The organism is Pseudovibrio sp. POLY-S9, from assembly GCF_001431305.1.
Classification (GTDB): domain Bacteria; phylum Pseudomonadota; class Alphaproteobacteria; order Rhizobiales; family Stappiaceae; genus Pseudovibrio.
Map to the genome: position 1 here is coordinate 38846 of NZ_LCWX01000178.1, position 5754 is coordinate 44599.

Sequence of the window (5754 nt, forward strand, 5' to 3'; positions counted from 1 at the left end):
TCAGCGACGCCTGAATGATCAGTCCGATCCGTGTCCGCTTCAACAGGTACCAAAGCCCCGCCAGCATCGCGATGGACACAGCCAACATGAAAATGCGATACGCCGGATACTGAGAACCGAACAGTTCGAAGAGCGAATAATTGAGCTCCGGCGGAATCTCATAGGCAACAGCAAACTTGCCCCAGATGATCTTCACCAGTTCTTCAATCACATAAGCCAACCCAAACGTGAAAAGCAGCTCAGCCACATGCCCCCTGGCATGCACTTTGCGCAGGCCCCATTTTTCAACGCAGGCCCCCGCCGCTCCAACGCAAATCGGCGCCAGAAATAACGCAAACCAGAAACCGGTGTGCTGGCCAAGGGTAAATGCAAAATAGGCACCCAGCATGTAAAAGCTGGCATGAGCCATATTGAGAACGCCCATCATACTGAAAATCAACGTCAATCCGCTGGACAGCATGAACAGCAACAAGCCATAGATCAGCCCGTTGAGCAGAGCAAAAACAACCGTCTCCATAACATCCCTCAAAAGAAAAGAGCATGCTCAAGCCCAATTGCCCGAGTATGCCATTGTTCAAGTAAGATCGTTAGGAAGGACGACGCATCCTGCACGTCGTCGGAGTTTCAGTCGCCGCTGCCGGAATGGTAATATCTGTTTTGAACCCGTAACCGGTATTCTCAACATCACGGGCAACACCCTCAGAAAACGTAGAGATATAAAGAGGTTGCATCAGCTGGTGGTCATCCGCCCGCATGGTCACCTCTCCATACGGCGTCTCATAAGTCATCCCTTCCAGCTCAGCTGCAACCTTGGGCACATCCACTGACCCAACCGCATCAACGGCCTTGTCAAGCATGTTCATCAAGGTGAAAACCCGCTCATAATAGTAATCGAGACTATTGGTTTTCTCAAAATCATCCACCCGAGCCATCTGCTTTTCAGAGGCCTCGATGTTCTCGTGGAACTCGGTGATCTGCTTCACCAACCCAACAGCGCTCTTCCCCATCGCGGTCGGAGCCCCAAGGCCGCCACCATAGAACGTCAGATACGGCACTGTATGACCGGACGCATTCGCCGCTTTCACCAGCAGCGTCATGTCTGTTCCCCAGTTTCCCGTAAACACAACATCCGCTTTCGCGCTCATCATTTTCTGCACGTAAGGTGTGAAATCTTTAACCTTGCCAATCGGATGAAGCTCTGCACCAACAATCTTGATGTCCGGACGTTTCTCCTCAATCATGGACTTTGCAGCTGCTGTAAACGCTCGCCCGTAAGAGTAATCCTGCGCCAGAATATAAGCAGACTTGATGTCTTTCTGATCCCGCAGCCAATCAGTCAGACCCGCCATTTTCATGTCCACATGCGCATCAAACCGGAAATGCCAGTAATTGCATTTCTTGTTGGTCAGCGCCGGATCAACCGCTGCATAGTTGAGGAAAAGAACCTCTTCTCCCGGATTTCGCTTGTTGTGCTTAGCAATCGCATCAGTCAAAGCATTCGCAACGCTCGACCCGTTCCCCTGCGCAATAAAGCGGACGCCCTGATCAATCGCCTTCTGCAGTTGAACAAGGCTCTCTTTCGGATTGATTTTATTATCAAAAGCAACCACTTCCACCTGCATGCCGCCCATACCACCAGCAGCATTAATTTCTTCAGCCGCATAGCGGAAGTGCTTCACCCCAGCATCACCCGTACTCCCAAACGGACCTGATAGCGGATCAATGTATCCGATCTTGATAACTTCAGCTTCCGCAGAGAGAACACCGCCGAAAAGCAGAAGTGCAACCAGACTAGATTTCAATAAATTACCTTTAGACAAAACAACCCCTCCCCCAAAAAGATTTTTCATTATAATTTTATTAAGGTAATGAGATATTCATCAGACTATATTGTCAAGCAATAAGTAAAACCCAATTCCGCATAGTGACTTAAGCAATTTCACAGTTCAAAGCAGAGCCGAGTCATCTGTTCGAAGACTTCATCATAAGTCGTCGCCAATAAACATTGCATGCAGCCTGCAATTTTCTTCTTCAGATGATTGTAGTTTGTATCAAACAGCACAACACACTCTCGAGACCGGCCCTACAGAATATCCCAGATAAATCAGTAGAGTTAGGGACAACTGAATGGGCAACTTCAAAATCATTCACGACTTGATGGTTGAAGTCGGACCGCTTCTGGAAGCCTTGGAGATATCAGAGTACGCAGAAGCCAAAACCTGGACTGTTCTACTGGAAGATTTCCTGATCATTCTGGAAAGTGATGAAGACAATAATATCCTTCATATCTCCACCATTTTAGGGAGCCCTGCGCCAGAAGCCCGAAGGGATACTTATCTTAACGCCCTACGCTACTCAGGGGAACAACAGGTGGAAAACAATTACCGTGTTGGCCTTGTTGAGAAGGACGGCGATCTCGCATTGATCAAAACCGAGTACACCAACAATCTGGATAGAAACAAACTCTACACCACGCTCAAAGACTTTTTGAGCGAAGCTGGCAAACTCAATCTCATGATTGAGACCACACCCGGACCGCAGATCTCCCTGACCGAAAACACCGGCGAAATCATTTTACCCGCCTGATAAGCGTTTACGAGCAAGGATAACTCCAAATCTTCTTTTAAATTTTTACTCAAGTGTTTGCTGCGGCACACCTGTGGCTTTTTCCAATTGTTAGAAGCGAAAGGTGAATTGGCCTGAAAGCAAGAGCAGGCTGAAATCAGGAGCAGGACGTGCAAAAAATCTTTCAAATGTTGTCAGGGAGAAATGATGTTCTCCTGGCATTTCTTTTGATCGCAATCGTATTCATGATGATCCTTCCGTTACCGACGGTTCTCGTGGATACGCTCATTGCAATCAACCTGAGCCTTGCGGCGATCCTGCTGATGGCTGCGCTCTACCTGAAAGATGTTGTAGCCCTCTCGGCCTTTCCCTCTATCTTGCTTCTGACGACCCTCTTTCGCTTGTCTTTGTCCATCACGACGACCCGTCTGATCCTGCTCAAAGCCGATGCCGGTGAAATCATTGACACCTTCGGCAACTTCGTGGTTCAGGGCAATCTGGTCGTCGGTATCGTTATCTTCCTGATCCTGACCATCGTAAACTTTCTGGTGATCACCAAGGGCTCTGAACGCGTGGCAGAAGTCTCCGCTCGTTTCTCCCTTGATGCAATGCCCGGCAAGCAGATGTCGATCGACTCCGACATGCGTGCTGGCCAGATCGAACTGGATGAAGCCAAGCGCCGCCGCACCAAGCTGGAAAAAGAAAGCCAGCTTTACGGTTCCATGGACGGCGCCATGAAGTTCGTGAAGGGCGATGCGATTGCGGGCCTGATCATCACCGCGGTTAACATCATCGGCGGCGTCATCATCGGCACCTCCCAGCATGGCATGAGCGCTGTTGATGCTCTGGATCGTTACACCATTTTGACCATCGGTGATGGTCTGGTTGCTCAGATCCCGGCTCTGTTCATCTCCATCACAGCTGGGTTCATGGTCACCCGTGTAAGCACCGAGGATTCCAGCGACCTTGGATCTGACATCGCCAAACAGTTGAACAGTGAACCAAGAGCCCTCATGATTGCAGCGACAATCATGGTTGGCTTCGCGCTTATTCCTGGCTTCCCAACCTTCATCTTCTTGCTTCTTGCAGCAATCTTCGGCTCTGTTTCTTTCTTCTCCATGCGAAAGACAAAATCTCAGTCCGCTAGAAAGGATTCACAGCAGCTCTCAGCCTTTGCGCCGGCCATAGCGCCTGAAGGCGAAGCTATGATGATGCCTGATGAAGACATGGCGACCGAAGTGGAAGCCGCTCAGGATCTGGCCATTACAATCACCGTTCCGCTCATTGTCGATATCTCGTCTTCAGTCAGGTCCACACTCAACCCGAAGAAGCTCGACAGAGAAGTCGCAAAGGTGCGCAAAGCGCTCTATTTCGATCTTGGTGTCCCCTTCCCGGGCATTAAACTGCGCCTCAACGAGAGCCTGCCGGAAGGCGAGTACCGCATCCTCGTCAACGAAGTCCCTGTTGCCCGTGGCGCAGCACGGTCCGGCTATTTCATTGCCCGTGAAACACCGCCAAACCTCGCTATGTTCAACATTCCTTACGAGGAAGGCGACAGTTTCCTGCCAAACACCCCTTCCTTCTGGGTAAACAACCGACACTTTGAACAAGCAACGCGCGCTGGCATTCAAACCCTGACACTGACCGGCATGCTCAGTCTGCATTTGGCTCATGTGCTTAAACAACACGCCGCAGAGTTCCTCGGCATTCAGGAATGCATGTTCCTGCTCAAGCACATGGAAGGCGACTTTGACGAGCTGGTGCGCGAAGTAAACCGCGCTGTCCCTCTCATCTCGTTGGCTGATGTGCTCAAACGTCTGGTGCGTGAGGACATCTCCATCCGTGATATGCGCACGATCCTGCAGGCCATCGTGGAATGGGGCCAGAAGGAAAAAGATCCGCTCATGTTGACGGAGCACATCCGCATGGCATTGAGCCGCTACATCACGCACAAATACTCTGCAGGTCAGCACATCATTCCGGCATATCTCATCGATAAGGACATCGAGGATGAAGTGCGCGGTGCCATCAGACAGACCAGCGGTGCCTCCTATCTGGCGCTTTCGCCGGATACACACCGCCAGCTCATCACCGTCATGCGCAGCGCCATTGGCGATAATCTGGCACACAACGGCATAGCTCCGGTCATTCTGGTCCCAATGGATATCCGCCGCTTCTTCAGAAAAGTTATCGAGCGCGACTATGCCGATCTGGCTGTGTTGTCCTTCCAGGAACTGGCGCCAAACGCCAACATCCAGCCATTAGAGAAAATCAGTTTACGCGGCAAGGTTGGCACCCTACCAGCCTGATCCCCGAATACCGCGTAAAACCTGCCCTTTGCCCGGGCAGTAAGGTGGAACCCGAATAACCATAATCAGAAGCCCCAACTTCGGGTCATCGGGTTCCACCTGTTCTTAAAATGTTGGGAAGAAATCATCATCCTCGGTGATCTCAGCACCGTACTCCCCGTCATCAAACTGAAAATCCTTATAACCATCCTCTTTGGTCGCTCCAGCTTTTAGTCCCTCCTCCAGAACCTTAAAGGCATCGGCAACCTGGTTTGCAGGATTTTTCCAAAATACAATCTGGCCAAAAATCATTGCTTCTGAGTAGGTCCCTAAAGACGTAAGCACTTTTTCTGCATCATCTTTGTTGAATGGATTTCCGTCTGGTTTAATCAGGGCAAGGTGCACGCCTTTTACCTTGGTGCCGTCTCGCACGGTAACACCGATGCACGAACTGAAGCCGGTGAATTTGATTTCCCCTTCCCCGCATCCAACTTCTCGCTCAGCTATCGCCATGATATCCGCAGCCTCTTTCAAACTTCCATCTTCCGGCAGGATCAGATCTGGCTTGGAGGCATCACCATCAACGGCAGGAACGTCTTCAGGCTTAGACGGCTCCTGAACTTCTGCTTCCACTTTTTCTTGAGCAGCTGTTTTCTCAGGCTCCGTAACGTCATCTTTAACCTGCTCGTGGACGCCATCAGCCTCTTTTTCCTCAGCCTTTTCCTCGCTCTTAACGTGGTCCTGACCGACAGCTTCCACTTGGTCCGGAGAACCGGCTTTCAGCTCTGGCTGTTCATTGCCGTCTGTCAATGCTGGGTCAAATTTCCCCAAAAGTGCTGGACCAAATTTCCCCAGTTTGAGGTTTGGTGACCAGCCTTTTTTTAGGTCTAGTTCTCCTTTT

The 5754-nt window shown here is 50.5% G+C and carries 5 protein-coding genes; 2 read left to right on the forward strand and 3 right to left on the reverse strand.

Annotation, left to right across the window (positions count from 1 at the left end; all coding sequences use genetic code 11):
• Both PPL9_RS18140 and PPL9_RS18145 read right to left on the reverse strand, forming a co-directional pair.
• A partial coding sequence (locus PPL9_RS18140) for a branched-chain amino acid ABC transporter permease (RefSeq protein WP_161831341.1) occupies positions 1–517 on the reverse strand: 517 nt, incomplete at its 3' end.
• A 70-nt stretch (positions 518–587) separates the two neighbouring features.
• Entirely contained in the window at positions 588–1820 is a 1233-nt protein-coding gene (locus tag PPL9_RS18145; protein WP_057464018.1) for a branched-chain amino acid ABC transporter substrate-binding protein, read from the reverse strand.
• 307 nt (positions 1821–2127) lie between these two features.
• On the opposite strand from PPL9_RS18145, the gene PPL9_RS18150 reads away from it, so the two are divergent.
• A complete protein-coding gene (locus tag PPL9_RS18150; protein ID WP_057464012.1) occupies positions 2128–2586 on the forward strand; it encodes a type III secretion system chaperone in 459 nt (152 codons plus the stop codon).
• Positions 2587–2735: 149 nt separating this feature from the next.
• Positions 2736–4874 (forward strand): type III secretion system export apparatus subunit SctV, encoded by a 2139-nt coding sequence (sctV, locus tag PPL9_RS18155; protein ID WP_057464013.1) that lies wholly within the window; start codon positions 2736–2738, stop codon positions 4872–4874.
• A 105-nt stretch (positions 4875–4979) separates the two neighbouring features.
• Here the strand turns inward: sctV and PPL9_RS18160 are convergent.
• Positions 4980–5754 (reverse strand): hypothetical protein (locus PPL9_RS18160; protein WP_161831343.1); only part of this gene is annotated, 775 nt, incomplete at its 5' end.